Genomic DNA, 26,444 nt, shown 5'->3' with positions numbered 1-26,444 from the left:
GTGGCGAGCGTAAGCCCTTCGGCGACCGCCCGCCCCGCGATGGTGAGCGTCGTTCCTTCGGTGGCGATCGTGATCGTAAGCCGTTCGGTGACCGTGGTGATCGTCCGGCCCGTGATGGTGAGCGTCGTCCGTTCAACAGCGACCGTGGCGAGCGTAAACCCTTCGGTGACCGCCCCGAGCGTGGTCCCCGGAACTTTGATGGCCCCCGTCGTGATGGCGAGGAACGTCGTCCCTTCAACAATGACCGTGGTGACCGTCCCGCGCGCGATGGTGAGCGTCGTCCGTTCAACAGCGATCGCGGCGAGCGTAAGCCGTTTGGTGACCGTCCCGAGCGTGGTGGTGAGCGTCGTCCGTTCAACAATGACCGTGGCGAGCGTAAGCCGTTCGGTAGCCGCCCTGAGCGTGGCCCGCGGAACTTTGATGGCCCGCGGCGTGATGGCGAGGAGCGTCGTCCGTTCAGCAATGATCGTGGCGAGCGTAAGCCGTTTGGTGACCGTCCCGAGCGTGGTGGCGAGCGTCGTCCGTTCAACAATGACCGTGCCAACTCCTGGGAAGACCGTCCCGCCCGCGTTCCCAACGCGAAGGACATTCGCAGCGCCAACCGCCCTGACCGCGAACGTTCTCCGGAGATCGATGAGGATGTCACGGGCAAGGAACTTGACCGCGCCACCGGGCACCAGATCAAGACCCTCGAAGAGCAGAGCGCAGGCTGGGTGGCGAAGCACCTGGTCATGGCCGGTCGCCTGATCGACATCGAGCCGGAGCTGGCCTTCCAACACGCTTTGGCCGCCAGTCGCAGGGGTGGTCGGCTGTCGGCTGTCCGGGAAGCTGTTGGCTTGACGGCTTACGCTGCAGGTCACTATGGCGAAGCGCTGCGCGAATTCCGTACGTACCGCCGCATCAGCGGATCCAACGTTCATCTGCCCGTCATGGCGGACTGTGAGCGTGGCCTTGGCCGCCCTGACCGTGCACTGGACATGGTCCGGTCTCCTGAAGCGCAGGACCTGGATGCTCCGGGCAAGGTAGAGCTGGCGATTGTGGCTTCGGGCGCCCGTGCTGACCTCAACCAACTTGATGCTGCTGTAGCCGAGCTTGAGATCCCGCAGCTGGACATTAACAGGGCATTCTCTTACAGCCCCCGTCTGTTCCGCGCGTATGCAGAAGCACTGACTGCTGTGGGTCGCACTGAGGAAGCCGAAAAGTGGGCTCGTCAGGCACTGGTAGCTGAGAATGCCCTCGGCGTTGGTGACTTCGCCGAACCGGAAATTCTTGACCTCGGCTGGGACGAGCAGGAAGAAGCAGCGGCTGCACGGAAGCCACGCTTCGAGAAGCGCGGCGAGGATTCCGACGTCGTGAGGGCGGAAAGCGAAACGGTGATCGCGGAGGCGGCTGCTGCAGACGCCGAACACGACGACGTTGACATTGATGATGCAGAGTCGGACTACTTCGAGTCGGACGACGCCGAGTCGGACATTGATTCAGCTGACGAAGCCGAAGAAGCTGACGAATCAGAAGAAGCCGAGGAAGCAGTAGCACACACGGAATCCACCGAGGAACAGGGCACTGACTCCCAGCATGGCTGATTCACTCATTTCGTCCTTTGACGCGGTTCTTTCCGATCTTGATGGTGTCGTTTACGCAGGTCCCCATGCAATTCCCGGGGCTGTGGAGTCGCTGCAGCGCCTGGAGACCGTAGGCGTCGGCTTGGGTTACGTGACGAACAACGCCTCGCGTACTCCCGCCCAGGTTGCTGCGCACTTGCGGGAACTGGGGGCTCCTGCGGAGGATCACCAGGTGGTCAGTTCTTCGCAGGCTGCCGGGGAGCTGCTTGCTTCCATGCTGCCTGCGGGGGCTCACGTGCTCATTACCGGCAGCGCGGCGTTGGCCCACGAGATCGAACTGGTGGGCCTCAAGCCCGTGCATAGTGCGGCGGAATCGCCGGTAGCTGTTGTCCAGGGCTTCAACCCTGAGATCGGCTGGAAGGACCTCGCTGAGGCCTCCTATGTTGTTGCCGGTGGCGCCCAGTGGTTTGCGACCAACACGGATATGTCGATCCCGCAGGCGCGCGGTATGGCTCCTGGCAACGGTACTCTCGTTGCCGCAGTTGCGGCCGCAACGGGCAAGACGCCGATGGTGGCCGGTAAACCGGAGGCGCCGTTGTTCCATGCTGCGGCCAAGCGCTTGAAGTCTGATCGCCCTTTGGTGGTGGGGGACCGTTTGGATACGGACATCCTGGGCGGCAACCGTGCGGGATTTTCGACGGCGGCGGTACTCACCGGCGTCGATACGACGCTGTCGATTCTGGCTGCCCGGACGGAAGAGCGTCCGGACTACCTTTTGGCAGACTTGGGGGACCTTTACGCCCCTTACCCGGAAATCGTCAACGACGCCGGCACTTACCGTTGCGGTGCAGCGTCAGCAGTTGCTGAGGATGGCAAGGTCACGTTGACCGGGAATAAGGATGACCTCGACGCGTGGCGTGCTGCCTGCGCGGCATGGTGGGCTGAGGTTCCGGACACTGCTGTAGCTCAGGCGCCCCAGCTGGAATGGCGAACTCACTAGACTGGTGCGATGACCGAGGCCAACAATTACCCGGAAGCTGAGGCTGAACGGCCCCCTGTGCGCTGGCCAGAGGCTCTTGAAGCCACCGGCGACGTCCCTGTGGACCGCGCCCTTGGCTTGTTGGAGGGCGTTCATGGGGCTCCGGTGGCAGACCACGCTGGGTTGTACACGGCAATTCATGACTCCCTCCTGGAGGCTCTGGATGCTGAGCCCGGCCTGCCGCCGGTAGTGGACCGGGATACCGCTCGTACCCGCCCGGAAGGCGAGAATTAGCGAATGGCAAGACTTGATCAGGAACTCGTCACCCGTGGGCTGGCGAGGTCCCGGACGCACGCTGCCAAGCTCATTAGCGACGGCAAGGTGAGTTCAGGCGGGGTTGTCTTCGCCAAAGCGGCCCAGCAAGTGGACGCCGACACAGACCTGGACGTCCAATCCCACCTTGAGGACATTTACGTGAGCCGCGCCGGGCACAAACTGGCCGGCGCGCTGGCCGCGTTTCCGGCGGTAGCAGTATCCGGTCGCCGGTGTCTCGACGCCGGAGCCTCCACTGGCGGCTTCACGGACGTGCTGCTTCGGCAGGGAGCCGCGCAAGTGGTGGCGGTCGACGTCGGGCATGGCCAACTGGTGCCGCTGCTCCGCGATGATCCCCGGGTGGTGGTCCATGAGGGGCTCAATGTCAGGTATATGACGCCGGACCAGATCGGTGGCACCGCAAGCCTGACTGTCGCAGACCTGTCCTTCATTTCCCTGACGTTGGTCCTGGGCCCCCTTGCTGCCTGCACGGAACCTGGCGGAGACCTTGTCCTGATGGTCAAGCCGCAGTTTGAAGTCGGCAAGGAGCGGCTAAGCCGCACGGGCGTCGTGTCTTCCGAGAATGAACGACGCCGGGCGGTGGCCCAGGTTGCCCGCGCTGCAGTTGATGCGGGGCTGCAACTTCATGGCCTGGCGGCAAGTCCACTTCCGGGCCAGGACGGAAATGTTGAGTACTTCCTGTGGATGAAGCGCAGGATGTCCGCTGTGTTGCCTAAGATCGTAGAGCGGGACGAGGACGTTGCTGCATTGATAAAGAACCTCTGGCCAAACGACTAGAAAGCAGAACCCGATGAGCAGGCATGTACTTGTCCTTGCCCACACAGGGCGGGAGGAATCGCTCCGGGCGGCGTGGGATGCTTGTACGCAATTGCACTCGTCGGGCCTGGTGCCGGTCCTTCAGAAGTCAGAATTGGCAGATGTCGAGCGCTTCTTTGGTGCCGTTGATACCCCCATTGAGATCCTCCACGACGACGTGAGTCTGGAAGACGTGGAATTGGTGATGGTCCTTGGTGGCGACGGAACAATCCTGCGCGCGGCGGAGCTGGTCCGGGAGGTGGACGTTCCCTTGCTGGGCGTCAACCTCGGCCATGTGGGCTTCCTTGCAGAGAGCGAACGTGCTGATCTGGCGCAGACGGTTGAATGGATCGCGAGTCGCCAGTACACCGTCGAAGAGCGCATGACGATCGATGTCCAGGTGTGGATCAAGGGCCAGAAGATCTGGCATACCTGGGCCTTGAACGAGGCCGCGATTGAGAAGGCCAATCGAGAACGGATGCTGGAAGTCGTCACTGAGGTGGATGAACGGCCGTTGACCTCGTTCGGCTGTGATGGCGTGGTCCTTGCGACGCCAACGGGATCGACGGCGTACGCGTTTTCGTCTGGTGGGCCGGTGGTGTGGCCTGAAGTGGAAGCCCTCGTCATTGTGCCGATCAGCGCCCACGCCCTTTTTGCCAAACCCTTGGTGGTGTCTCCGCGATCCAAGCTGGCTGTGGAAATCATGAACCGGACGGATGCCTTGGGCGTCCTTTGGTGTGATGGCAGGCGCTCCGTTGACTTGCCTCCGGGGGCCCGTGTTGAGGTGACCCGCTCAGCCACGCCCGTACGCCTGGCACGGACACATAAGACTCCTTTCTCGGCACGGCTTGTGCGCAAGTTCCAGCTTCCCATCCACGGCTGGCGTGGTCCGGCTCCCCGCTCAGGGGAAGTCCACACCGGCCCCATCCCCGTGATTCGAACACTTTCACCGGCTCCTTTGCCTACCCCCCGGGACGCGAGTGATCTCCGGGATACCGAAACGTCCCTGAACCCGGGGCACGGTGAGCCATCCGACCCCACGAATGCGAAGTGAAGCATGCTTGAAGAACTCCGAATCCGTGATCTCGGTGTCATCACCGATGCCGCCCTGCCGCTAGGGCCCGGCCTCAGCGTCGTAACCGGTGAAACTGGTGCCGGCAAGACCATGGTGGTGACCGCCGTCGGGCTCCTCCTGGGTGCCCGTTCGGACGCCGGCGCAGTCCGGAGCGGCGCCAAATCTGCCTCTGCGGAGGCGGTCCTGAAGCTTGATCCAGGCCACAGCGCCGTAGAGCGGGCCAAGGAGGCCGGCGGTGAGGCGGAGGAGTTCGACGGCGTCGCTGAACTCCTGCTGGCCCGCACCGTTGGTGCCGATGGCCGCAGCCGGGCTTACGTTGGGGGACGGGCGGCACCGGTAGGGGTTCTGGCCGAACTTGGGGAGAGCCTGGTGGTGGTGCATGGACAGTCGGACCAGATCCGGCTGAAAAGCGCTACGGCACAGCGACACGCCCTGGATCGCTTCGCTGGTGCAGCGCTGGCCAAGGTTCTGGGGGAGTACCAGGATCTGTACAACCACTGGAAGTCCATTCAGGCCGAGCTGGAGACACTTCGCAGCGAAGCGCGGGAACGGCTTCGTGAGGCGGAATCGCTGGACGCCGCTCTCAAAGAGATCGATGACGTGGATCCCCAGCCTGGTGAGGATGAGACCCTCAAGGCTGAGGCCGTAAAGCTTGCCAACGTTGAAGAACTCCGGCTCGCAGCGGCAGCGGCACATGAGTCGCTCATCGCCGAGGAATTCGGCGATGCCGGCGATGCCACATCGATGGTGGATGCGGCCAAGCGGACGCTGGAGCACGTTGCAGAACATGATGAGGCGTTGGGGGCCGCTGCTGCACGTCTTGCAGAAGTTGGCTTCCTGCTGAACGATATCGCCGCTGACTTGTCCAGCTACCAAGCTGCATTGGACACTGAAGGCCCGGAGCGGCTCTCTGAAATTGAGGAACGCCGCGCAGCCTTGGCCAAACTGATCCGCAAGTACGCCCCCAGCATCGATGAGGTGCTGGAGTGGTCGGCCACTGCCCGGATGCGTTTGGACGAGCTGCAGGACGATTCAAGCCGCATCGAATCCTTGGATGCCGAGGTGGCTTCGAGCGAAGCTACCCTGCGCAAGCAGGCCGCAGCGATCAGCAAGGCCCGGCTGAAGGCGGCCAAGGACCTCTCAGCCCGCGTGAGTGCAGAGTTGAAGGCTTTGGCGATGGCGGATGCCACATTGATCATCCAGATAGAGGACAGCGGATCGCTTGGCCCCTGGGGGACTGACGAGATAGCCTTCCTCCTCCAACCACACTCTGGCGCTCCGGCGCGTCCACTGGGCAAGGGAGCCTCCGGCGGTGAACTCTCAAGGGTGATGCTGGCCATCGAGGTGGTGCTCGCGGCGGTGGATCCTGTTCCTACATTCGTCTTTGACGAGGTGGACGCCGGAGTGGGTGGACGGGCCGCCGTCGAGATCGGGCGCCGGCTGGCCATGTTGGCCCGCCACGTCCAGGTCCTCGTGGTGACGCACCTGCCGCAGGTTGCCGCCTTCGCTGATCAGCACATCCGTGTTACCAAAACCTCAGTTCGGGGCGCCGACGGAAAAACGTCCACCGGATTCACCTCCAGCGATGTGCAACTGCTGGACGACGACGAGCGCGTGAAGGAGCTTGCCCGTATGTTGGCCGGGCAGGAGGACTCAGAATCTGCCCAGGCACACGCGCAGGAATTGTTGGACGATGCGAAATTGCTTCCCCAGAGGGCCTAGGAAATTCTCGGCACGGGGCTGATTAAGGACTGCGACCACTATCACATCCGTGCACTTGGTCCCGCCCGGCTCTTGATTGCAGGCATGGTCTTGGGCAACTATTGACCATTTGGGGAATCCGGACGGACGCTTGGAAGGCGTAATTGATGATAAGCTCGAATTCCGTGGTGCAGCGATCAAATTCCCGTGTAAATTCCCGGTTCCCGGGCTCGTCCAAGACGACCAAACACATCTTCGTCACCGGTGGTGTGGCGTCCTCGCTCGGTAAGGGTCTGACGGCTTCCAGCCTCGGCCACCTGCTGCGGGCACGCGGTTTGTCTGTAACTATGCAGAAGCTCGATCCCTATTTGAACGTGGATCCGGGCACGATGAATCCCTTCCAGCACGGCGAAGTTTTCGTGACTGATGATGGCGCCGAAACCGACCTCGACATCGGACACTACGAGCGCTTCCTCGATGAAAACCTCGAAGGTTCGGCCAACGTCACAACAGGCCAGATCTACTCCACGGTCATCGCAAAGGAACGCCGTGGTGAATACCTTGGAGACACCGTTCAGGTCATCCCGCACATCACGGATGAAATCAAGCGCCGCATGCGCCTTCCCGCCGAAGGCAAGAACGCTCCGGATGTCATCATCACCGAAATCGGTGGCACGGTGGGCGACATCGAATCGCAGCCCTTCCTTGAGTCGGCCCGCCAGGTGCGCCAGGACATCGGCCGAAACAATGTCTTCTTCCTCCACGTATCCCTGGTTCCGTACATCGGGCCTTCCCAGGAACTGAAGACCAAGCCGACGCAGCACTCCGTGGCAGCCCTTCGTTCCATCGGTATCCAGCCCGAAGCCATCGTGATCCGTTCGGACCGCGAAGTGCCGGACGCCATGCGCGAGAAAATCGGCCGCATGTGCGACGTCGATATCGACGCCGTCGTCAACGCCGCTGACGCACCCAGCATCTACGACATCCCCAAGACGCTGCACTCCCAAGGCCTGGACTCCTACATCGTCCGTGCACTGGACCTGCCGTTCAAGGACGTCGACTGGAGCAAGTGGGACAAGCTGCTCGAAGCTGTCCACAACCCCAAGCATGAGGTCGAGATCGCCCTGGTGGGCAAGTACATCGATCTTCCCGATGCTTACCTTTCGGTGACCGAGGCCCTCCGTGCAGGTGGGTTCGCGAATGAAGCCAAAGTCAAGATCCGCTGGGTCCCCTCTGACGAGTGCGAAACACTTGCAGGCGCCACCAAGTCCCTTGCCGGCGTCGACGCCATCTGCGTGCCGGGAGGCTTCGGCATCCGTGGCCTGGAGGGCAAGTTGGGCGCGTTGAAGTTTGCCCGCGAATCCAAACTCCCGGTTCTGGGCCTGTGCCTTGGCCTTCAGTGCATGGTGATCGAGTACGCCCGCAACGTGGTTGGCCTGGAAGGCGCCTCGTCCAGTGAGTTCGAGCCGGACTCCAAGTACCCGGTTATCGCCACTATGGAGGAGCAGCTGGACATTGTGGAAGGCAAGGGAGACCTCGGCGGCACCATGCGCCTGGGACTCTACGAAGCCAAGCTGGACGAGGGCTCCGTAGTCGCAGAGACGTACGGCACCACTTCAGTGAGCGAACGCCACCGCCACCGCTACGAGGTTAACAACAAGTATCGTGACCAGATCGCGGCGGAGGGCCTGGTCTTCTCGGGTACCTCTCCTGACGGCAAGCTGGTTGAGTACGTTGAACTTCCCCGCGAAGTGCACCCGTACTACGTCGCGACGCAGGCACACCCCGAGCTCAGCTCCCGCCCRACGCGCCCGCACCCGCTCTTCGCAGGCCTGGTGAAGGCTGCCTTGGAGCGTCGTGAAGGCGCCGTTGTGGGAACCAAGACGGGTGCCCGCGCGGTAGCTGCCAAGTAAGCAGCTGCCAAGTAAACGGTAAACGCAAGCACTAACGAAGGACGGCGCGATGCCCGGCATTTCTGAAACCCCCAGCACCTCAAGGCAGGTTTCGGATATGCCGAGCCCGCGCCGTCTTTTGTCCACCAGCAAGGTCTACGAAGGCCGTATCTGGGATGTGGTCAGCGACGCCTTCCAGCTCAGCGAGGATACGGACACCCTGGTCCGGGATTACATCGACCACCCTGGGGCGGTGGCCGTGCTGCCCATGAACGTTGACGGCGAAATCCTGCTCCTGAAGCAGTACAGGCACCCCGTTGGTATGGACCTCTGGGAAATCCCCGCGGGCTTGCTGGACATTGAGGGCGAGGATTTCGTCGTGGGTGCTGCCAGGGAGCTCGCTGAGGAAGCTGATCTTGTTGCGGCCACGTGGAATGTCCTGGTGGACTTCTTCAACTCTCCGGGATCCTCCAGCGAGGCTGTTCGCATCTATCTGGCTCGTGGGCTGAGCGCTGTTCCCGACGCTGACCTGCATGTCCGCACGGACGAAGAGTCAGAAATTGAGTTCCACTGGATTCCGCTCGACGACGCCGTGAAAGCGGTCCTGGAAGGGCGCCTGCACAATCCGTCCGCGGTCCTGGGAATCCTTGCAGCCGCCGCCGCGAAGGCCGATGGCTTTTCCAGCCTGCGCCCCGCTGACGCGCCGTGGCCCGCGCACCCGAGCCAGCGCTGAGAATGGCCGAGGCCGCCACCCGCACCGCAAACGGCATTGATCGCGGAGTTACGGACTACCTCCAGCACGTCGGGGTGGAACGTGGCCTGGCTGCCAACACCTTGGCTGCCTATCGCCGTGACCTTGCCCGCTATTCGAACTTCCTGGCCAGCCAAGGCGCGGAACGGCCCGGAGACATCACCCGGCATCATGTCACCGCCTTTGCCCAGGCCTTGTCCGACGGCTCCGATGGGGCTGCGGCCCTCGGCGTCCGCTCTGCCGCCAGAACCATCGTGGCCGTGCGGGGGCTCCACAAGTTTTGGGCCCTTGAGGGAACCACGACGTCGGATCCCGCCAGCGATGTCCACCCGCCGATGCCGGGCAAACGGCTTCCGAAAGCCATCAGCGTTGGTGAAGTAACGCGGATCCTTGAAGCTGCGGGTTCGGACTCTGCGACCGGCCTGAGGGACCGGGCCTTGCTTGAATTTCTCTACTCCACCGGTGCGCGCATCAGCGAGGCCGTAGGGCTGGACGTTGACGATGTATCCCTGGAGCACGCCGGTGGCGAACCTGCAATCGTCAGGCTCTTCGGCAAAGGTTCCAAGGAGCGGTTGGTTCCTTTGGGCTCTTACGGTGCACGCGCCGTCGGAGCCTACGTGGTCCGGGGAAGGCCACTGCTGGCATCCAAGGGCAAGGGCACTCCCGCCTTGTTCCTGAATGCCCGTGGCGGCAGGATCAGCAGGCAAAGTGCCTGGACAATCCTCAAGACTGCCGCGGAGAAGGCAAACATCACCAAGGATGTTTCGCCACACACCTTGCGGCACTCTTTTGCCACGCATCTTCTGGAAGGCGGGGCTGACGTGCGCGTAGTCCAGGAGCTGTTGGGGCACGCGTCGGTGACCACCACCCAGGTCTACACGTTGGTCACGGCCGATACTTTGCGGGAAGTTTACGCTGCTGCCCATCCCAGGGCGCTCGGCTGAACCTGCGGTCGGCAGGAGCCGCAACTAGTCCAGGACACTGAACGTCAATTCCACGGCATCGACGAACAAGGCCAGCAGCGACGTCCCCAATCCGGCCACCAGCAAGAGCCCGGGGTGGGCCAGCCCCACGACCACCCGCTTCAGCCGTGGCTGACCCTTGAGGAACTTTTTGGGTACCCGCGTCTTCAGGGGTATTTGCCGCCAACCGCGTAGCCGGCGGAGGAACCAGGCGCACCGCACTATGAACGCCATCCACAGGACAGAGAGCACCAGCGGGACCGAAGCCAGCATGAGGTTGAAGCCGAGTGCGGTCACCTCCTTTTCGGAGTCGCCGATGACGGTTTGCACGGTGGTCGAGATGGAAGCACTCATCACCACAGAGGCGGCCCACACCATGAAGGCCACTACCAGGGCGAGGAAGCGGACGAAAAAATGGCCCAGGACAGTGGCATCCACTGCCTTGAGGTGGCTGCGGGGCGTGGCATGCAGCACAGCCAGCGTGGACAGCAGCGTTGGCAAAGCAGCGGCGAGGACCAGCAAATACCAGGTCCATCCGGCCAGGTCCACCACTTCATCCAGAACAATGAGCCCGGCCCACACCACCGTCCAGGCCCAGCCGACGTATAGCGGATGCGCTACCACCCAACGGGGCAGCCAGGCATCGCGCTCCTGCCCGGCTCGGACGTGTGCTGGTGACTCGGCCACAGGAACTGTTTCGACATCTTCCGCTGCCTGGGGCTTCGCAGCGTGATTGATGGCCTGCGCCTGCGTCTCGGCGCGCGCTTCGCCGCCACCTTCGTTCATGGGCTCACTGTAGGCAACTGGGCTCACGGTAGCAATTGGGCTGACCGTCGCAATGCCAGCCTTGGTAGAGGAGATCGGGTTAAGGTAGGCAGCATGACAGCAGCCCATGTGACACTGTGCTTCCTCCTCCGCGATGACGAGGACGGGGAACACGTCCTCCTCGGCACCAAGAAGACCGGTTTTGGGCGCGGCAAAGTGGTGGGCGTGGGTGGGCACGTGGAACCGGGGGAGACCGCAATCCAGGCGGTGTGCCGCGAGGTCATGGAGGAGATCAGCGTGGTGGTCCAGGCGGCGGACCTCATCCCTGCCGGCATCATCGATTTCGTGTTTCCCGGCAGACCGGAATGGAACATGGCCACCACTGTGTACCTGACGCGGATTTGGGAGGGTGAACCGGTTGAAAGCGATGAGATCGCGCCGGAATGGTTCCCAGTGTCCAAGCTACCGGTGGAACGGATGTGGGCCGACGCCGAGCATTGGCTCCCCGCGATGATTTCCGGGCAGCGGATCGCAGTTCGAGTGGACCTGGCTGCCGATAACGAGAGCGTGGCCAAAGTCCACACCATCGATTGGATCGGAACCGAGCAGTAGAAAAGGTTTCCCAGCGTACGACGGCGGGCCGGTCGCCTTTCGGTGACCGACCCGCCGTCGTCTGCTTCCTTAGCGCCCGAGCGCCAAGAGGCTACGGCACGTGCCGCTCTTCGGGTCCGTTGTATTCGCTGAGCGGACGGATAAGGGAATTCGAGGCAAACTGTTCCATGATGTGTGCTGTCCAGCCGGTGATCCGGCTGGCGACGAACAATGGGGTGAACGTCTGCGTATCGAAGCCCATGAGGTGGTACGTGGGGCCGGCGGGGTAATCGAGGTTGGGCTTGATGGCTTTGGCTTCGTCCATGGCCTGCTCGAGTCCGTTGTAGAGTCCCAGGAGTTCGGGCCGTCCGTAGTGGGCGATCATCTTGTCCAGGGCCGCTTTCATAGTGGGTACCCGGGAGTCGCCGTGCTTGTAGACGCGGTGCCCGAAGCCCATGACCTTCTTCTTCTGTGCCAGGGCGTCTTCCATCCATGCCCGGGCCCGTACGGCGGCTTCCTCCATGGATTCTTCGCTGCGGATGCCGATCTCATCGAATGTGTGCATGACGGCCTCGTTGGCGCCGCCGTGCAGCGGGCCTTTGAGGGCGCCGATGGCAGCGGTCACGGCCGAATGCAGATCCGAGAGCGTGGAGGTGACTACGCGGGCTGTGAACGTGGAGGCGTTGAAGGAGTGCTCCGCGTACAGGATCATCGAGACGTTGAATGCCTCCACAACCTCCACCACTGCTTCTTCGCCGAAGGTCATCCACAGGAAGTTGGCCGAGTAGTCCAGGTCCTCCCGCGGTTCCATGGGCTCCTGGCCGCGTCGGCGGCGCTGGTCATAGGCCACGACGGCAGGCATCGCAGCCCAGAGGTCAATCGCCTTCTTCATGTTGGCATCGGGCGATGAGTCCTCGGCCAGCTCGTGCCGGGCTCCCAGCACGGAAGCTGCTGTACGGCAAACATCCATGGGATGTGACGTGGTGGGCAACGTGTCTATAACTGACTTGACCACAGGGTCCAGGGCACGCCCCGCGCGTTCGCGGGCAACAAATTCAGCCAGTTGGGCATCGTCGGGCAGTTCGCCGTTCCATAGCAGGTAGGCAACTTCTTCGAAGCTGCACTTGGCGGCCAGTTCCTGGACCGGGTATCCCCGGTACAGCAGCGAGTTGGTGTCCGGGTTGACCTTCGAGACGGCGGTGTAGTCCACCACGACGCCGGCAAGGCCTTTTTTAATGTCTTCAGCAGCCATGCTGAACTCCTTCGTTCATTATGCAAGCGCCCCGGTTTGCCGGAGTGCCTGCTGTCCCCTTGGTGATTCCCGGACCTAGCGGATGCCAGGAACCTGGAAGTTGAAAACGCCGGTATCGAACTGGTTGTAGGCCTCGTAATCCACGAGTTCGTAGAGGCGCGCACGCGTGAGCATGTTTTCCACTTGTGCCTCTTGAGTCCCCGCAGCCTTAATCGATTCCAGCGTACGCTCTGCAGCGCCCATGGCAATGCGGAGGAGGGTAACGGGGTAGATGACCATGTTGACTCCGACGCTTTGGAGTTGGTCCACGGTGAAGAGTTCGCTTTTGCCGAACTCGGTCATGTTGGCCAGGATGGGCACGTCCACGGCGTCCCGGATGGCCTGGAATTCGCTCAAATCGGCCATGGCTTCGGGGAAGATCGCGTCGGCTCCGGCGTCCACGAGGGCTTTGGCGCGGTCCTGGGCTGCTTGGATTCCATCGACGGCGCGGATATCGGTGCGGGCCATGATGAGGAAGTTCCGGTCCCGGCGTGCGTCTGCTGCGGCGCGGATGCGTTTGGTGGCGGTGTCGATGTCGACGACGTTTTTGCCGTCCAGGTGGCCGCAGCGTTTGGGGTTGAACTGGTCTTCGATGTGGCAGCCGGCCAGGCCTGCGTTTTCGAGTTCCTGGATGGTGCGGGCCACGTTCATGGGTTCGCCGAAGCCGGTGTCCGCGTCAACGAGGGAGGGCAGGTCGGTCATGCGGGCGATCTGGCCTGCCCTCGTGGCGACTTCGGTGAGGGTGGTCAGGCCGATGTCGGGCAGGCCGAGGTCGTTGGCCAGGACCGCGCCGGAGATGTAGACCCCGGCGAAGCCTTTTTCCTCGATCAGCCGTGCCGAGAGCGGGTTGAACGCCCCGGGGAACTGGTGCACGGTCCCGGAGGCCAGCAGTTCCCGCAGCTTCAGTCTCTTCTGTTCGGGTGTGGTTTTGGAGTACAGCATTTAGAACAGTCCCTTCGGAGCTGCCGCGAGGTCGATCACGCCGGGGGCTGCGGTGATGTTCAGCTGGTCCAGTTCGCCTGCGGACAGTTCGGTGACGCGTTCGACGGCGGTGAGGAACCGTTCGATTTCGGCCTCCTCGACCAGACCGGCAGCAAGCGTGCGGAACTTGTTGATGTACTGCTCACGGGCGAACGGCCGGGCACCGAGCGGGTGCGCATCGGCCACGGCGATCTCATCAGTGATCACGGTTCCGTCCGTGAGGGTGATTTCCACGGAACCGCCGAAGGCTTTCTCTGCGATGTCGAGGGAGTGGTAGCGGCGGGTCCATTCCGGGTCTTCCACCGTGGTGACCTTCTGCCACAGTTCCACGGTGTCCGGACGGGCGGCGCGTTCGGGGGCGTAGGAATCCACGTGGTGCCAGGCGCCGTCCTGCAGGGCGACGGTGAAGATGTACGGGATGGAGTGGTCCAGGGTTTCGCGGGACGCTGTGGGGGAGTACTTCTGGGGATCGTTCGCGCCGGAACCGATCACGTAGTGGGTGTGGTGGCTGGTCTTGATCAGCACCGACTTCACATTTGCAGGATCGGTGGTTTCGGGGTGCTCGCGGTTGAGCTTGCGGGCGAGGTCGATCCACGCCTGGGCCTGGTACTCGGCGGAGTGTTCCTTGGTGTAGGTGTCCAGGATGGCGCGCTTGGCTTCACCGGGCAGCGGCAGAGGGACCTCGTAGGCGGCGTCCGGACCGTCCAGCATCCAGGCGATCACGCCGTCTTCGCCTTCGTAGATCGGCACCGGGGAGGTCTGTCCGCGCATGGAACGGTCCACTGCTTCGACGGCCATCTTGCCCGCGAAGGCCGGGGCGTGGGCCTTCCAGGTGGAGATTTCGCCCTTGCGGGACTGCCGGGTGGCGGTGGTGGTGTGCAGGGCCTGGCCCACGGACTGGAAGATCGTCTCAACATCCAGGCCCAACAACGTGCCGATCCCGGCTGCGGCGGAGGGGCCGAGGTGGGCGACGTGGTCGATCTTGTGCTTGTGCAGGCAGATGGCCTTGACCAGGTTCACCTGGATCTCATACCCGGTGGCGATGCCGCGGACCAGGTCGGCACCGCTGGCACCGACGTGCTGGGCGACGGAGAGGATCGGCGGGATGTTATCCCCGGGGTGGGAGTAGTCCGCGGCCAGGAACGTGTCGTGGTAATCCAGTTCGCGCACGGCTACCCCGTTTGCCCAGGCAGCCCATTCGGGGGATACCCGTTCCGTGATACCGAAAACGTTGCCGCCCTTGCCGTTCGTGGACGGCCCATGCGTCAATGCCTGGGCACGTGCTGCGACAATCGGGGCCCGGTTCAACGAGGCAATGGCCACCGACGCGTTGTCGATGATCCGGTTGATCACCATATCCGTGACCTCGGGAGTGACGTCGACGGGGTCGGCGGCGACCACGGCGATCTTATGCGCCAACTGCTCCTCACGCGGGAGGTTCTCTTCGGACTTGTAAACGCGGACGTGGTGGTTCTTAACCATGGTGCTCCTTCTAGGCAGGGGTGGTTCTAGGCAAGGTCTTTAGCGGGCCACATGAGCGGCTTTGACGTGGGTAAGGCTGCGGTGCAAATGAAGTGTGGTGGCTGCTTCGGCCAGCCGGGGATTCCCTGCGGCGATCGCTTCGGCAATGGCCGCATGTTCTGCGGCTGCGGCATGGAGCCTGGCGGCGTCATCGGCTGCCAGCCGGCGCACCCGGACCAGATGCACGCGAAGGCTCCGCATCGCCTGGGCAAGGTAGGAGTTGGAGATCGCAGCATCGATGGCCTCATCGAGCCGGCTAACCAACGCGTAGTAGTCGTGCCGGCCAGGATCCTTCTCGCTGAGCAGTTCCGGCGCACTGAGCAGCTGCGCGTGCAGTTCGGCGAAGACGCCCGGCTCTCCGCGCTGCGCCGCCAACGCTGCGGCCCTGACTTCGAGTGTTTCGCGCAATTCGAACAGTTCGTCGATGCTGTCCAGCGAGATATCGGTCACGACGACGCCGCGGCCGCCTGCCGCCGTCGTCAATCCCTCAGCCATCAGCCGGCTCAACGCCTCCCGCACCGGCGTGCGGGAAACCCCCAGCCGCTCGGACTGTTCTACTTCCGCGAGGACCGTGCCGGGCCGAAGGCGCCACTCAATGATGTCTTCACGGAGGGCCGCATAGGCCCGATCACTGGCGCGCATGACTTCAGTGTATACATAAACTCAAGGAATTTGGATAAATCTTCAAAAAGATCGGAGCAATGTATACATTTGCAGGCTCTGTGGGGAACTTGAGGTCCAGATCGCGGGCGGACCAGTCGTTGAGGCGCGTGTTAGCCCCGGTTCCAGCCGTACTCGTTCTCCGGGCGGCCCGGTGTTCCGTAGCGCGGGGCCCTGGTGACCGTCCCGGCGTCGGCCAGGTACTCCAGATACCGGCGGGCTGTGACCCGGGACATTCCAAGGGCGTCCATCACTTCACTAGCGGATACGGCTTGTTGCCGGGCGCGGACAAGATCCTTCACCGCCTCCAATGTGGAACCTGACAACCCCTTCGGCAGTGGTAGTTCCGTGGGTGCCCGGAGACTCGCGAAGGCCTGGTCCACGTCGCTCTGGGATGCTCCGGCCTTGGAGATGCCGGACACTGAGCCCGCCAATTGATCACGGAAAGTGCGGTAGCTGTTCAGCTTGTCCGCAAAGGTTGCGTACGTGAATGGCTTGATCAAATACTGCACGACGCCGATGGAAACGGCGCTGCGCACGATGTTCAATTCACGGACGGCTGTGATGGCAATAATGTCGGCGAAGACTCCCGCCGAGCGCATGCGTCGGGCAACATCCAACCCATGAAGGTCCGGCAGGTTCATATCGAGCAGCACCAGGTCCACCGGCGAGCCGGACGCAGCGAATTCGCCAAGGATGCGCAGTGCAGACTGGCCATCCGGGGCCGTTCCCACCAGCGTGAACCCTTGGAGCCTGCCCACGTAAATAGAGTGGGCGTCTGAGGCGATGGGCTCGTCCTCGACCACCAGGACGCGGATGTCAGTCATGCCTTCTCTTCCTCGGGGATGGGCGCGGGCAGCACAACATGGAACTGGGCGCCGCCTGGATTGCTGATCGTCATAGTACCGTTCAGCCGCTGGACAGCCTGCCGGACCAAGGCAAGGCCGACCCCACGCCCATGGGCTCCCAGCGGATTGTCCTGGGCGGACTTGGTGCTGTACCCGTACTGCAACACATCATCGATCGAACCAGGATCGATACCGGCCCCGGAATCCCGAACAGTGAATCCAACACCGGCCACACTGGCTTCGACGTCCAGTTCCACCTTTCGGGGCATCTGACCGGACGCGGCAGCATCAATGGCGTTGTCCAGGAGGTTTCCCAGAATCGTCACAAGGTCCTGGATTTCCAGACCACGGACGCCCGAACTCCCTGATGTCCGAACCACCAATTCCACCCCACGCTCATGTGCTTCGGCGGACTTGCCCATCACCAATGCACTCATCACCGGTTCATCCACCGAAGCAAGCATGTCGTCCGTGAGCTGCTGGCTGAGCTCCAGGTCCTTGGTGGCGAACTCGAGCGCTTGGGGCGTGCGGCCCAACTCAAGAAGGGAAACGATCATATGCAGTCGATTGGCATGTTCATGGGTCTGGGCCCGCAACGCATCCGAGAGAGTCTTCATGGTTTCCAGCTCGGTTCCCAACGACTCAATCTCAGTGCGGTCACGAATGGTGGCCACTGTGCCGTAGACAGATGGCTTTTGCCGGCTCCGGGCAGGGACCGGACCCACGGCGGGGGCTTGGTTGACCACCAGGATCCGTGAACCAGTCAAATGGATTTCGTCATGGGCTGGCCTGCCGGATTCGAAAAGCGCTCGCAGGCTCCCGTCGAAGGGGAGGTCGGACAGCTTGGGAGCATCATCGGGGGAGCGGTCGGCCTCGGAAGGTTCCAGTCCCAGCAACTCCGCGGCTTGATCGTTGTACATCACTGCTTTTCCGCGGGTATCGATCAGGATCACGCCTTCACGGACGGAGTGCAGGACTGATTCGTAGTAGGCGAAGAGCTGCGCGAGCTGTTCGGGACCCCAGCCGCGGGTCACGGATCGCAGGTAACGTCCGAGCAGCCAGGAGGCTATGGAGCCGAAGAACAAGACCACCAGCGCGATGCCGCCAATCACTCCCAGCCTTTCGGCGACATCGGTATCCACGGTTCTTACGGTGATGCCTGCCGCCACCAAGGCCTTGACGGTTCCACCGGAGTCCTTCACCGGCACGATGGTCCGGACCGAGGGCCCCAATGTACCGGCAGTGACTTCAGTGAAAGTCTCACCCCGGAGGGCAGGGTCGATCGTGCCGATATAGGGCTTGCCCAGCTCTTCGGGACGGGGATGTGTCCATCGCGTTCGGTCGGGAGCCATGATGGTGATGAAATCTGCGTCCGCGTCCTTCATGACCTCCAGCGCATAGGGCTGCAGTATGGCTGACGGATCAGAAGTTGCCGCCGCCTGCAACACCAGTGGGTTGTTGGCAATGGACGTTGCGATCGCAAGCATCCGGCTGCCCGCATCCTCGTATGCCCTGTCCCGTGCCTCCAGTACCGAGAACGCGCCGAAGACAGCTGTCAGCACCAGCACGAACAGCAGGTTTGCCACAAACAAGCGGCGGGCGATGCTCCAGCGATGAAACAAGTAGGCCTCCCATGACCAATATGACCGCAACGGTGATGTGTGTCACCCATGGCTGAATGATGGATATCACACAAGGGCAGCGGATTGGACACAAGTGCAGGACCGCAGCGCCTTACACAGTATCCAGAAGGAGAATCCCATGACCTCTCAACGAGGAGAGTCGGCAGTAGCCACCACCGGTGGACGCAGGGGGCTCGACAAGTCGCATTACCTGTACATCGCGGTCATCCTGGCCGTAGTGCTCGGTGCCGTGGTCGGCCTGCTGTTCCCTGAGGTTGGAAAGTCCCTGAAGCCGCTCGGTGATGGCTTCATCAAGCTCATCAAAATGATGATCGCTCCGGTCATCTTCTGCACCATCGTCCTGGGCATCGGTTCCATCGCCAAAGCCGCAACCGTCGGCAAGGTAGGTGGACTCGCACTTGGCTACTTCGTAGCCATGTCAACCTTCGCACTGGCTATCGGCCTCGTTGTCGGCAACCTCATTCACCCGGGTGAGGGCCTGAAGCTGACTCCGTACGATCCCAACAAGAAGGCGGCCACGGACAGCACCGTGGACTTCCTGATGGGCATCATCCCCAGCGACATTCCCGTCCTGCCCACCCTCCTTGCGGCCATCCTGGTGGGCTTCGCGCTCCAGAAGATGGGTAAGCAGGGCACCCCGATCCTCACCGCCATCGGCCACGGACAGCGACTTGTCTTCCGGATCCTCATCATGATCATGTGGCTGGCTCCCGTCGGCGCCTTCGGTGCGATCGCCGCCGTCGTTGGTGCCACTGGCGTCCAAGCAATCCTCGGCATGTTCACTCTGATGGTGGCCTTCTACATCACCTGCGCAGTGTTCATCGTGGTCATCCTCGGCTCCCTGCTCCGTGCGGTGGCCGGTGTCAACATCTTCAAGCTGATGAAGTACCTGGCCCGTGAATACCTCCTCATCTTCTCCACGTCATCCTCCGAGGCAGCCCTGCCCCGCCTTATCGCCAAGATGGAACACCTGGGTGTCTCCAAGCCGGTTGTCGGCGTGACCGTGCCCACCGGCTACTCGTTCAACCTTGACGGCACGGCCATCTACCTGACCATGGCCTCCCTGTTCGTCGCCAACGCCATGGGTACGCCGCTGGACCTGGGTGCCCAGATCTCACTGCTCGTGTTCATGATCATCGCTTCCAAGGGCGCCGCAGGCGTCACTGGAGCTGGCCTGGCAACGCTTGCCGCCGGCCTGCAGGCACACAGGCCCGAGCTCCTTGGCGGCGTGGGCATGATCGTTGGCATCGACCGCTTCATGTCAGAGGCCCGTGCACTGACGAACTTCACCGGCAACGCCGTTGCCACCGTTCTGATCGGCACCTGGGTCAAGGAAATCGACAACGCCCAGGTGGAGCGCGTTCTCTCCGGCAGCGAGCCGTTCGACGAGACGACAATGATCGCCCACGGCGCCGAGGCTGAGACGGCTCCGGAAGCTGAAACCCGCCACAAGGCAACCATCTAACACCAATACATAGCAACGAGGACCGACACCCATTCGGGGTGTCGGTCCTCTGCCGTTCGTCAAGGAAGACAAGGAGGCCCGGCAGCCAAGCAAAGCAAGCCTTCGACCGGCCAACCTTCGACCTCAACTAGAGGGTCAAGGCTCAAAGATCAACGAAAGTCAAGTTCCCTGAAATGCCGTGTCGGGCGCTGTAGCCTAGGTGGGTAGCAGCGCTGTACCCAGGGGAACAGCGGCAGGGAAGATCGTCGTCGAAAGAGTGGTTAGATACGTGAGCAGCGAACGGGGAACAGCTACGCTGGGAGACACCGAGCTCGATCTGGAAGACGCCATCATGGGGCCTACGGGCCGTCCTTACCGCGACTTCCCGGAACCGGCTCCACTTGCCTCCCACGGCCCGGCAAGGGTCATCGCCATGGTTAACCAGAAGGGCGGAGTGGGCAAAACAACGTCCACCATCAACCTTGCGGCGGCGCTCGCGGAGTATGGCCGGCGGGTGCTTTTGGTGGACTTTGATCCACAAGGTGCTCTTTCTGCAGGGCTCGGCGCCAATCCGCACGAACTCGATCTCACCGTCTACAACGTCCTCATGGACCGCAAAGTGAACATCCGGGATGCTATCCAGCAGACCGGCGTGGAAGGTGTGGACCTTCTGCCTGCAAACATCGACCTCTCCGCTGCTGAAGTGCAGCTGGTCAACGAAGTCGCCCGCGAGCAAGTCCTGGACCGCGCACTCAAGAGCGTTGAAGATGACTACGACGTCGTGCTGATCGACTGCCAGCCGTCGCTCGGCCTGTTGACTGTCAACGCACTGACCGCCGCCCATGGCGTCATCATTCCGTTGATTTGCGAGTTCTTCGCGCTTCGCGCAGTGGCCCTCCTCGTGGAAACCATCGAGAAGGTGCAGGACCGTTTGAATCCACGTCTGCAGGTGGACGGCGTCCTCGCCACCATGTACGACGCCCGCACCCTGCACAGCCGCGAAGTCATCTCGCGCCTCGTGGAGGCCTTCGGTGACAAGGTTTTCGAGACCGTCATCAAGCGTTCCATTAAGTTCGCGGACGCCACAGTGGCCGCGGAACCCATTACGAGCTACGCCGGCAACCACATCGGTGCAGACGCCTACCGCCGCCTCGCAAAGGAACTGATCTCGCGCGGCGGCGCGCCGTAGCGGACACGTGGGACGGTCACTCGCCGAGGCGGCAAGTCCGGAGAAAACTTCCGACGCCGGCACCTCCGACACCCGTAGGGCGGGCTTTGAGGTTCGGCTCGCAAACTTTACCGGGCCGTTCGACCTCCTGCTGGGCCTGATATCCAAGCACAAGCTGGACATCACCGAGGTGGCCTTGGCCACCGTCACCGATGAGTTCATCAAGTACATCCGCCGCCTCCAGGAACTGGGGGAGGACTGGGCGTTGGACGAGGCCAGCGAATTCCTGGTGATCGCTGCCACGCTCCTGGACCTCAAAGCTGCCCGGCTCCTTCCCGCTGGCGAAGTAGAGGACGACGAAGATATTGCTCTCCTGGAAGCCCGGGACTTGCTCTTCGCACGGCTGCTCCAGTACAAGGCATTCAAGCAAGTGGCAGGTCTCATCAGTGAAACCCTGGAACAGGAAGAGCGGAGATACCCGCGTCAAGTGGCACTGGAGGCCCATTTCGCCGCGCTGCTGCCCGAACTTGTGTGGCGGCACACCCCTGAACAGTTCGCGGAGCTTGCCGCCAAGGCACTGAAGCCAAAGGACTCGGCGCCCGCAGAGGTGCGATTGGACCATCTCCACGCACCCCCGGTGAGTGTCAAGGAGCAAGCCGAGATCATCGGATACCGGCTTCAACTTGGAGCCCCCCTCTCCTTCCGCGTGCTGATAGCCGACGCCGAGACAACCTTGGTGGTGGTGGCCCGCTTCCTGGCCTTGCTGGAGATGTTCCGGGACAGGGTTGTGGCATTCGAGCAGGCAGGTCCGTTGGCAGAACTGACAGTGCGATGGACCGGGGATGTGGCCGAATGGGACAGCTCGAACCTGAGCGAAGAGTACGAGGAAACGACCGAAGGGACAGCCAGTGACTGAGCAGGACATGGCCGCAGCCGGCCTCGCTGAGCTCGAAACCCTGCCTGGCGGGGCGCGGGCAGCGTTGGAAGCTGTGCTCATGGTCATCGATGAGCCAGCCACCTCGGAGGAGTTGGCTGCGGGATTGAACGTAACGGTCGCCGTCGTCGAGGATTTGCTGCAGGACCTGCAGCGGGAGTATAGCGGCTATACTGTTAAAGCCCCGGACGTGGATGCTGTCGGCTTTGCCGTTGCCAGCTCTGCCCCCCGGGGTTTTGAATTGCGGAACGTCGCCGGTGGGTGGCGGATCTATTCACGGTCTGACTTTGCGGACATCGTGGGCAGGTTCGTCCTCGAAGGGCAGACCACCAGGCTCACTCAGGCAGCGCTTGAAACTCTGGCGGTCATTGCCTACAGGCAACCGGTCTCCAGGGCCCGGGTGTCCGCAATTCGAGGCGTCAACGTCGATTCTGTGGTCCGGACTCTTACCCAGCGTGGTCTGATCGAAGACTCCGGGAACGATCCCGAGTCAGGGGCTGTCCTGTACAGGACAACCTCCTACTTCCTGGAACGGATGGGCATCGGCTCGGTGGCGGAACTGCCCCAGCTCTCGCCGCACCTTCCGGGTTTGGAAGGGATCGACGAGTACTACGACGCCAGCCGGATGTAAGCCCGGCAACGCACGAAAACTACATACTGATTCACGGCACCGCATGGACGGTGCCACGGCAACAAGGGGCAGACGATGTCTGCCCGGCTGGCTAGTGTTGATTGCAGCACTAATTGCCGGCCATTACTACACAAGGACGGGTCATGACACAGGCGGGACGCCAGGGTTCACCACGTAACAGTTCGGGACGCAACAGTTCTGGACGCAATGAGGCAAGGGGCGGCACAGGCCGCTCCAACGCCGGCGGCTTCTCCGGCCGCGGCGGCAGTGCCGGCGCCGGAAAGCGCAACTTCACTCAGGGCGAGGGCCGCCCGTTCAAGGCTTCAAAGCCACGGGAAGCGGCCCCTTTCGATCCCGATAACCCCACAACGGCTGGCGATTACGATCGCGGCCAGGCCGCCAGGCCTGCCAAGCCCTTCCGCAAGCCCGGCTCCAACAAGCCTGGTTACGGCAAGGCTCCCGGAACACCCGGTGCGTTGAAGCCCAAGGCGAAGCCCGCGAGGCAGTATGGCTCCAAGGCTTTCGGCAGCGAACGCTTCGGCCAGAACCTGGGCCCCATCCGCAAGCCTGGCCGCAACCGCGGTCCGCGCCAGGAAGTCCCGCAGTCGGACCTCCACGATGTGGACGGCGTGCGCCTGCAGAAGGTCATGGCCCAGGCCGGCGTGGCTTCCCGCCGCGTGTGTGAGGAAATGATCCTCGAAGGCCGCGTCGAGGTAGATGGCGTGGTCACTACCGAGCTTGGCATGCGTGTGGATCCCAAGACCGCCGTGATTCACGTTGACGGTATCCGTATCCAGCTCGACGAAACCCTCGTCTACATGGTCTTCAACAAGCCCAAGGGCGTTGTCTCCACCATGGAAGACCCCGAGGGCCGCCCCTGCATCAGCGATTTCCTGAAGAACGCCAAGGGTGAGCGGCTCTTCCACGTCGGGCGCTTGGATGTCGGCACCGAAGGGCTGCTGTTGTTGACCAACGACGGCGAACTCGCCAACCGCCTGACCCACCCCTCCTATGAGGTTCCCAAGACGTACCTGGTTCAGGTTCGCGGTCCCTTCCCGCAGGGCGTCGGCGCGCAGCTGAAGTCCGGCGTCGAGCTTGAAGACGGTCTGGCAACAGTGGATTCCTTCCGCCTTGTTGACTCCACCCCTGGCCACGTCCTCATTGAGGTTGTCCTGCACTCCGGCAAGAACCGAATCGTTCGCCGTATGTTTGATGCCGTTGGTTTCCCGGTAGAGCGTCTTGTCCGTGTCAAGATCGGTCCCATTGGCCTGGGAGACCAGCGCCAAGGAAGCATCCGCAACCTCGGCAGGCAGGAAGTCGGTCACCTTCTGGCATCTGTGGGGCTCTAGGGCATGTCGGCATTCCGCTCGCACGGCCGCGGCCATCTTGATGGCCCGGTCGTGGTTCTTGGTACAGGCTTGCTTGGAGCCAGCATTGGCCTCGGCCTGCGCGGACGCGGTGTTCCCGTTTTCCTTTTCGACCCCTCGCCGACCAACCAGGCGGTCGCGGTGGACATTGGTGCCGGCAGGCCGTTGGCCGAGCTTGATGAGCAACCTCAGTTGGTTGTTGTCGCTGCACCGCCTGACGTGACGGCCGACGTCGTGGAGAAGGCCTTGGCGGACTACCCCTCCGCCGTCGTCGTTGACATTGCCAGCGTCAAGGCCACTATTCAATCCCAATTGCGGGAGCGCGGCGTGGATTTGGCCAGGTACGTGGGGACCCATCCGATGGCCGGCAGGGAGAAGTCGGGGCCCGTTGCGGCCAGGGGCGAGCTTTTCACATCCATGCCCTGGGTGGTTTGCCCATCGGAGGAAACCGACACCGACGCCCTGCAAACGGCACGTTCGCTGGCGGGGGATTTGGGAGCAATCGTCTCCCAGTTCACCGCTGATGAGCATGACGAAGCGGTCGCTCTGGTGTCTCATCTGCCGCAGATCATGTCTTCGCTTCTGGCGAGCCGTTTGCAGGGAACGCCCTTGCATGCCCTGTCCTTGGCCGGGAACGGGTTGCGGGACACAACGCGTATCGCTGCCAGTGATCCCACCCTTTGGGTGCAGATACTGGGTGGCAATGCGGAAAAGGTTGTTTCCATCCTGCACGGCGTCCGTGAAGACCTGAATCGCTTGATCGGGACTTTGGAAGCGCCGCTTGCCCCCGGAGCGCGGTTGGATCTCGCCCAGCTCATCAGTGAAGGCAACGCCGGACAGGCCCGGATTCCGGGCAAGCACGGCGGGCCTCCACAAGCGTATTCCTGGCTTACGATCCTGGTGGATGACAAGCCCGGACAGATCGCGCAGCTCCTTACCGAAATTGGCGAGATCGGCGTGAACGTCGAAGACCTCCGGCTCGATCACTCCTCGGGTCAGAACGTGGGCATGGTGGAGCTCTCAGTCCTGCCGAGCAAGCACGACCTCCTTGTTGAAGCCTTGACCGATCGTGGATGGCGGGTACTCCAGTAATGACGCGTGAATTCTTTGGGCCGGAGACAGTTGCCCGCCCCGGCAAGCCGCTCGTGATCGCGATCGACGGCCCCTCGGGGTCGGGCAAATCCAGCGTCAGCAAGGAAGTTGCCCGGCGCTTGAAGCTGGCGTACCTGGATACCGGTGCGATGTACCGCGCGCTCACGTGGTACTGCCTCAAAACAGGCCTCGACCTCCAGGACGGCGCTGCGGTGGAGCAGGCTTCCAAACTTATGCCCCTGGAGATCAGTACCAGCACGGCTACCGAGTATGTGGCAGTAGACGGCACCGACATCACAGATGAAATCCGCGATCCCTTGATTTCGTCCTCCGTGAGCGCCGTCGCTACTACGCTGGGTGCCCGCACGGAGCTGATCCGCCGCCAGCGCCAGCTCATCGATCAGCACCATCACCGGATGGTGGTGGAGGGACGCGACATCACCACGGTGGTTGCACCCAACGCCGAGGTCCGTATGCTCCTGACCGCGAGTGAAGAAGCCAGGCTCCGGCGTCGTGGTATTCAGTTGGGCGGTACGCAGACCAAGGAACAGCTTGCCGCGCAGGTGACACAGCGTGATGCCAAGGACTCCACGGTGGTGAACTTCACCCAAGCGGCCGACGGCGTTGTAACCCTCGATTCCTCGGACCTCGACTTTGAGGAAACAGTGGAAACAGCCCTGGCGATCGTTAGCAAGGTCATCTATGGCGACTAAGAACCAGCTTTCAGCACCACTCCTTCCAGCCAAGTGGACACGCATCTGGAGCCGTCCCGTTGGCTGGATCCTGGATCATGTCATCTATCGGACGGTCGTGGCGGGCAAGGGCAACATACCCGCTGCTGGTCCAGTGATATTTGCAGGCAACCACATCAGCTTCCTCGACGGTCCCGTGATGTTCGGCGCTTCGCCGCGCCCCATGCACATCCTGGTCAAGAAAGAGATGTTCCAGGGATTCCTGGGCCGCGTCCTCAGGGGATCAGGGCAGATTCCGGTGGACCGAAGCGGTGACCGCAGCGCACTGCACGTGGGCAAGCAATTGCTCGACGCCGGCCGTTGCGTGGGGATCCTGCCGGAAGGTACCCGGGGGAGCGGCTCCGCTGACAACATCAGTAATGGTGTCGCCTGGCTGGCTATCAACTCCGGCGCCACGGTCATACCCGTCGCGATTCTCGGAACCCGTGCGGGTGATGAGCACCGCGACCATATTCCCAAACCCCGCCGCAGGCTGTATGTCAGCTTCGGCGAACCCCTCACGGTGCAGCGCCGGAAGGGCGAACCGGGGCGTGTTTCAATGGACAGGGCGGCTGCGGCAATCCGCGATGCACTGGCCGGACACGTCCAGGATGCAGTCAGGACTACAGGGCAGGGCCTTCCCCAGGAACCTCCGTCCGGACCATCCACACCGCAGCACCGCCAAACAGAAGTAGCCGGGACGCCGGCAGACCACCATTAAGGAACG

The 26,444-nt window shown here is 62.5% G+C and carries 26 protein-coding genes; 18 read left to right on the top strand and 8 right to left on the bottom strand.

The genetic code is table 11. The features are described 5' to 3' along the window. Window positions 1-725 (bottom strand): hypothetical protein (locus AB4Y87_RS17835; RefSeq protein WP_442005633.1); only part of this gene is annotated, 725 nt, incomplete at its 3' end. Here AB4Y87_RS17835 and AB4Y87_RS17830 point away from each other — a divergent pair. The 9 genes from AB4Y87_RS17830 to xerD all read left to right on the top strand — a co-directional run bounded on the left by AB4Y87_RS17830 (window position 714) and on the right by xerD (window position 10,032). Next, window positions 714-1,583: a hypothetical protein gene (locus tag AB4Y87_RS17830; protein WP_442005632.1), complete on the top strand. Its 870-nt coding sequence runs from the start codon at window positions 714-716 to the stop codon at window positions 1,581-1,583. The two genes, AB4Y87_RS17835 and AB4Y87_RS17830, sit on opposite strands and share 12 nt — an antisense overlap. Next, window positions 1,576-2,562 (top strand): HAD-IIA family hydrolase, encoded by a 987-nt coding sequence (locus tag AB4Y87_RS17825; protein WP_442005631.1) that lies wholly within the window; start codon window positions 1,576-1,578, stop codon window positions 2,560-2,562. Before AB4Y87_RS17830 ends, AB4Y87_RS17825 begins: the two co-directional genes overlap by 8 nt. Window positions 2,563-2,571: 9 nt before the next feature. Then, window positions 2,572-2,835: a hypothetical protein gene (locus AB4Y87_RS17820; RefSeq protein ID WP_442005630.1), complete on the top strand. Its 264-nt coding sequence runs from the start codon at window positions 2,572-2,574 to the stop codon at window positions 2,833-2,835. A 3-nt stretch (window positions 2,836-2,838) separates the two neighbouring features. Next, window positions 2,839-3,651 carry a TlyA family RNA methyltransferase gene (locus AB4Y87_RS17815; RefSeq protein ID WP_442005629.1) on the top strand — a complete coding sequence of 271 codons (813 nt, stop codon included), beginning with the start codon at window positions 2,839-2,841 and terminating at the stop codon, window positions 3,649-3,651. Window positions 3,652-3,664: 13 nt separating this feature from the next. Next, the gene (locus AB4Y87_RS17810; protein WP_442005628.1) at window positions 3,665-4,723 is read left to right on the top strand and encodes an NAD kinase; all 1,059 of its coding nucleotides are present in this window, start codon (window positions 3,665-3,667) and stop codon (window positions 4,721-4,723) included. A 3-nt stretch (window positions 4,724-4,726) separates the two neighbouring features. Beyond that, entirely contained in the window at window positions 4,727-6,466 is a 1,740-nt protein-coding gene (gene recN / locus AB4Y87_RS17805) for a DNA repair protein RecN (protein ID WP_442005627.1), read from the top strand. A 146-nt stretch (window positions 6,467-6,612) separates the two neighbouring features. Then, window positions 6,613-8,358: a CTP synthase gene (locus tag AB4Y87_RS17800; RefSeq protein ID WP_442005626.1), complete on the top strand. Its 1,746-nt coding sequence runs from the start codon at window positions 6,613-6,615 to the stop codon at window positions 8,356-8,358. A 49-nt stretch (window positions 8,359-8,407) separates the two neighbouring features. Further along, window positions 8,408-9,070 (top strand): NUDIX domain-containing protein, encoded by a 663-nt coding sequence (locus AB4Y87_RS17795; protein WP_442005625.1) that lies wholly within the window; start codon window positions 8,408-8,410, stop codon window positions 9,068-9,070. A gap of 2 nt (window positions 9,071-9,072) precedes the next feature. Further along, the gene (gene xerD, locus AB4Y87_RS17790) at window positions 9,073-10,032 is read left to right on the top strand and encodes a site-specific tyrosine recombinase XerD (protein ID WP_442005639.1); all 960 of its coding nucleotides are present in this window, start codon (window positions 9,073-9,075) and stop codon (window positions 10,030-10,032) included. Window positions 10,033-10,056: 24 nt separating this feature from the next. Here the strand turns inward: xerD and AB4Y87_RS17785 are convergent, their stop codons facing one another. After that, window positions 10,057-10,836, bottom strand: a complete 780-nt coding sequence (locus AB4Y87_RS17785; RefSeq protein ID WP_442005624.1) for a hypothetical protein — start codon at window positions 10,834-10,836, stop codon at window positions 10,057-10,059. 93 nt (window positions 10,837-10,929) lie between these two features. Here AB4Y87_RS17785 and AB4Y87_RS17780 point away from each other — a divergent pair, with 93 nt between their 5' ends. After that, window positions 10,930-11,427 carry an 8-oxo-dGTP diphosphatase gene (locus AB4Y87_RS17780; protein ID WP_442005623.1) on the top strand — a complete coding sequence of 166 codons (498 nt, stop codon included), beginning with the start codon at window positions 10,930-10,932 and terminating at the stop codon, window positions 11,425-11,427. Window positions 11,428-11,518: 91 nt separating this feature from the next. Here the strand turns inward: AB4Y87_RS17780 and AB4Y87_RS17775 are convergent, their stop codons facing one another. From AB4Y87_RS17775 to AB4Y87_RS17750, 6 genes are all read right to left on the bottom strand, one after another. After that, the gene (locus AB4Y87_RS17775) at window positions 11,519-12,658 is read right to left on the bottom strand and encodes a bifunctional 2-methylcitrate synthase/citrate synthase (protein WP_442005622.1); all 1,140 of its coding nucleotides are present in this window, start codon (window positions 12,656-12,658) and stop codon (window positions 11,519-11,521) included. A gap of 75 nt (window positions 12,659-12,733) precedes the next feature. Next, on the bottom strand, window positions 12,734-13,639 hold the full coding sequence (prpB, locus tag AB4Y87_RS17770; RefSeq protein ID WP_442005621.1) for a methylisocitrate lyase: 906 nt from the start codon (window positions 13,637-13,639) through the stop codon (window positions 12,734-12,736). Further along, window positions 13,640-15,160, bottom strand: a complete 1,521-nt coding sequence (locus AB4Y87_RS17765) for an MmgE/PrpD family protein (RefSeq protein ID WP_442005620.1) — start codon at window positions 15,158-15,160, stop codon at window positions 13,640-13,642. Window positions 15,161-15,199: 39 nt separating this feature from the next. Then, window positions 15,200-15,841 (bottom strand): GntR family transcriptional regulator, encoded by a 642-nt coding sequence (locus AB4Y87_RS17760; RefSeq protein ID WP_442005619.1) that lies wholly within the window; start codon window positions 15,839-15,841, stop codon window positions 15,200-15,202. 131 nt (window positions 15,842-15,972) lie between these two features. Next, a complete protein-coding gene (locus AB4Y87_RS17755; protein WP_442005618.1) occupies window positions 15,973-16,686 on the bottom strand; it encodes a response regulator in 714 nt (237 codons plus the stop codon). Continuing rightward, window positions 16,683-18,329, bottom strand: coding sequence for an ATP-binding protein (locus AB4Y87_RS17750; protein ID WP_442005617.1), 1,647 nt, complete (start codon window positions 18,327-18,329; stop codon window positions 16,683-16,685). The genes AB4Y87_RS17755 and AB4Y87_RS17750 overlap by 4 nt, the downstream gene beginning before the upstream one ends. A gap of 139 nt (window positions 18,330-18,468) precedes the next feature. On the opposite strand from AB4Y87_RS17750, the gene AB4Y87_RS17745 reads away from it, so the two are divergent. The 8 genes from AB4Y87_RS17745 (at window position 18,469) to AB4Y87_RS17710 (ending at window position 26,438) form a co-directional block, all read left to right on the top strand. Then, window positions 18,469-19,815, top strand: coding sequence for a cation:dicarboxylate symporter family transporter (locus AB4Y87_RS17745; RefSeq protein ID WP_442005616.1), 1,347 nt, complete (start codon window positions 18,469-18,471; stop codon window positions 19,813-19,815). A gap of 268 nt (window positions 19,816-20,083) precedes the next feature. Continuing rightward, window positions 20,084-20,983: a ParA family protein gene (locus AB4Y87_RS17740; RefSeq protein ID WP_442005615.1), complete on the top strand. Its 900-nt coding sequence runs from the start codon at window positions 20,084-20,086 to the stop codon at window positions 20,981-20,983. A gap of 7 nt (window positions 20,984-20,990) precedes the next feature. Further along, window positions 20,991-21,878: a segregation and condensation protein A gene (locus tag AB4Y87_RS17735; RefSeq protein WP_442005614.1), complete on the top strand. Its 888-nt coding sequence runs from the start codon at window positions 20,991-20,993 to the stop codon at window positions 21,876-21,878. A gap of 7 nt (window positions 21,879-21,885) precedes the next feature. Then, entirely contained in the window at window positions 21,886-22,527 is a 642-nt protein-coding gene (gene scpB / locus AB4Y87_RS17730) for an SMC-Scp complex subunit ScpB (RefSeq protein WP_442005638.1), read from the top strand. A gap of 143 nt (window positions 22,528-22,670) precedes the next feature. Then, window positions 22,671-23,876, top strand: a complete 1,206-nt coding sequence (locus AB4Y87_RS17725) for a pseudouridine synthase (protein ID WP_431119606.1) — start codon at window positions 22,671-22,673, stop codon at window positions 23,874-23,876. A gap of 3 nt (window positions 23,877-23,879) precedes the next feature. Beyond that, on the top strand, window positions 23,880-24,986 hold the full coding sequence (locus tag AB4Y87_RS17720; protein WP_442005613.1) for a prephenate dehydrogenase: 1,107 nt from the start codon (window positions 23,880-23,882) through the stop codon (window positions 24,984-24,986). Beyond that, window positions 24,986-25,699 (top strand): (d)CMP kinase, encoded by a 714-nt coding sequence (gene cmk / locus AB4Y87_RS17715; protein ID WP_431119609.1) that lies wholly within the window; start codon window positions 24,986-24,988, stop codon window positions 25,697-25,699. Before AB4Y87_RS17720 ends, cmk begins: the two co-directional genes overlap by 1 nt. Further along, on the top strand, window positions 25,689-26,438 hold the full coding sequence (locus tag AB4Y87_RS17710; RefSeq protein WP_442005612.1) for a lysophospholipid acyltransferase family protein: 750 nt from the start codon (window positions 25,689-25,691) through the stop codon (window positions 26,436-26,438). The genes cmk and AB4Y87_RS17710 overlap by 11 nt, the downstream gene beginning before the upstream one ends. The last annotated feature ends 6 nt before the right edge of the window (window positions 26,439-26,444 follow it).

This window comes from Paenarthrobacter sp. RAF54_2 (assembly GCF_052113945.1).
GTDB lineage: Bacteria > Actinomycetota > Actinomycetes > Actinomycetales > Micrococcaceae > Arthrobacter.
The sequence above is the reverse complement of the archived record's forward strand: the minus strand, read 5'-3'. Positions and strand labels throughout refer to the sequence as shown.

Coding starts and splice junctions, on each gene's coding strand:
- AB4Y87_RS17775 (WP_442005622.1), bottom strand. CDS start 12,658: ATGGCTGCTGAAGACATTAAAAAAGGCCTTGCCGGCGTCGTGGTGGAC.
- AB4Y87_RS17825 (WP_442005631.1), top strand. CDS start 1,576: ATGGCTGATTCACTCATTTCGTCCTTTGACGCGGTTCTTTCCGATCTT.
- AB4Y87_RS17810 (WP_442005628.1), top strand. CDS start 3,665: ATGAGCAGGCATGTACTTGTCCTTGCCCACACAGGGCGGGAGGAATCG.
- AB4Y87_RS17795 (WP_442005625.1), top strand. CDS start 8,408: ATGCCCGGCATTTCTGAAACCCCCAGCACCTCAAGGCAGGTTTCGGAT.
- AB4Y87_RS17820 (WP_442005630.1), top strand. CDS start 2,572: ATGACCGAGGCCAACAATTACCCGGAAGCTGAGGCTGAACGGCCCCCT.
- AB4Y87_RS17725 (WP_431119606.1), top strand. CDS start 22,671: ATGACACAGGCGGGACGCCAGGGTTCACCACGTAACAGTTCGGGACGC.
- xerD (WP_442005639.1), top strand. CDS start 9,073: ATGGCCGAGGCCGCCACCCGCACCGCAAACGGCATTGATCGCGGAGTT.
- AB4Y87_RS17720 (WP_442005613.1), top strand. CDS start 23,880: ATGTCGGCATTCCGCTCGCACGGCCGCGGCCATCTTGATGGCCCGGTC.
- AB4Y87_RS17785 (WP_442005624.1), bottom strand. CDS start 10,836: ATGAACGAAGGTGGCGGCGAAGCGCGCGCCGAGACGCAGGCGCAGGCC.
- AB4Y87_RS17745 (WP_442005616.1), top strand. CDS start 18,469: ATGACCTCTCAACGAGGAGAGTCGGCAGTAGCCACCACCGGTGGACGC.
- AB4Y87_RS17780 (WP_442005623.1), top strand. CDS start 10,930: ATGACAGCAGCCCATGTGACACTGTGCTTCCTCCTCCGCGATGACGAG.
- AB4Y87_RS17755 (WP_442005618.1), bottom strand. CDS start 16,686: ATGACTGACATCCGCGTCCTGGTGGTCGAGGACGAGCCCATCGCCTCA.
- AB4Y87_RS17760 (WP_442005619.1), bottom strand. CDS start 15,841: ATGCGCGCCAGTGATCGGGCCTATGCGGCCCTCCGTGAAGACATCATT.
- scpB (WP_442005638.1), top strand. CDS start 21,886: ATGGCCGCAGCCGGCCTCGCTGAGCTCGAAACCCTGCCTGGCGGGGCG.
- recN (WP_442005627.1), top strand. CDS start 4,727: ATGCTTGAAGAACTCCGAATCCGTGATCTCGGTGTCATCACCGATGCC.
- AB4Y87_RS17765 (WP_442005620.1), bottom strand. CDS start 15,160: ATGGTTAAGAACCACCACGTCCGCGTTTACAAGTCCGAAGAGAACCTC.
- prpB (WP_442005621.1), bottom strand. CDS start 13,639: ATGCTGTACTCCAAAACCACACCCGAACAGAAGAGACTGAAGCTGCGG.
- AB4Y87_RS17710 (WP_442005612.1), top strand. CDS start 25,689: ATGGCGACTAAGAACCAGCTTTCAGCACCACTCCTTCCAGCCAAGTGG.
- AB4Y87_RS17815 (WP_442005629.1), top strand. CDS start 2,839: ATGGCAAGACTTGATCAGGAACTCGTCACCCGTGGGCTGGCGAGGTCC.
- cmk (WP_431119609.1), top strand. CDS start 24,986: ATGACGCGTGAATTCTTTGGGCCGGAGACAGTTGCCCGCCCCGGCAAG.